Source organism: Streptomyces vastus (genome assembly GCF_039532825.1).
In the GTDB taxonomy this organism is placed as follows: Bacteria; Actinomycetota; Actinomycetes; order Streptomycetales; family Streptomycetaceae; genus Streptomyces; species Streptomyces vastus.
In genome coordinates this window covers 1-881 of record NZ_BAAASJ010000117.1, presented here as the reverse complement: position 1 = coordinate 881, position 881 = coordinate 1, and the positions used below count along the sequence as shown (strand labels likewise).

The following is an 881-nucleotide window of genomic DNA, read 5'->3' as shown; positions in this document are numbered from 1 at the left end:
GTAGCATCTCCCCCCTCATCACCCGGCTCAACGAGATCCGGCGGCACAGCCCGGCCCTGCGCCAGCTGCGGGATCTCCACTTCCACCAGGCGGACCAGGACGCGATCATCGCGTACTCGAAACGCAGTGGCTCGAACACGGTCCTGGTGATCGTCAACCTCGACCCTCATCACACCCAGGAGGCCACGGTCTCGTTGGACATGCCGCGACTGGGCCTGGACTGGCACGAGACCGTGCCGGTGCGCGACGAGCTCACCGGCGTCACCTACCACTGGGGCAGGGCCAACTACGTGCGCCTCGAGCCCGGCAGGCAGCCGGCGCACGTCTTCAAGGTCCTGCGACCGTCCTCACCGATCGGAGGGTCACCCACATCATGATCGTCAACGAGCCCGTTCAGGACACCTTCGAAGACACCCCCGCCAAGGACCGCGATCCGGAGTGGTTCAAACGCGCGGTGTTCTACGAAGTCCTCGTCCGCTCCTTCCAGGACAGCAACGGCGACGGCATCGGCGACCTCAAAGGCATCACCGCCAAGCTGGATTATCTGCAGTGGCTCGGCGTCGACTGCCTGTGGCTGCCGCCCTTCTTCAAATCACCCCTGCGCGACGGCGGCTACGACGTCTCCGACTACACGGCGGTGCTGCCGGAGTTCGGGGACCTGGCGGACTTCGTCGCGTTCGTGGACGCTGCGCACCAGCACGGCATGCGCGTGATCATCGACTTCGTCATGAACCACACCAGCGACCAGCACCCCTGGTTCCAGGAATCCCGCCGGGATCCAGACGGCCCGTACGGCGACTACTACGTGTGGGCGGACGACGACAAGCAGTACCAGGACGCCCGGATCATCTTCGTCGACACCGAGGCCTCCAACTGGACCT

Annotated in this window: 1 protein-coding gene and 1 pseudogene; both read left to right on the top strand. The window is 65.3% G+C overall.

Going from position 1 to position 881, the window contains the following annotated elements; genetic code table 11:
- Positions 1–377, top strand: a pseudogene (locus ABD357_RS37540) (alpha-1,4-glucan--maltose-1-phosphate maltosyltransferase); the annotation flags it as partial.
- Positions 374–881: alpha-amylase family glycosyl hydrolase (locus ABD357_RS37535; RefSeq protein WP_344395809.1), on the top strand; the 508-nt coding region annotated here is incomplete at its 3' end. The pseudogene ABD357_RS37540 and the gene ABD357_RS37535, both read left to right, overlap by 4 nt.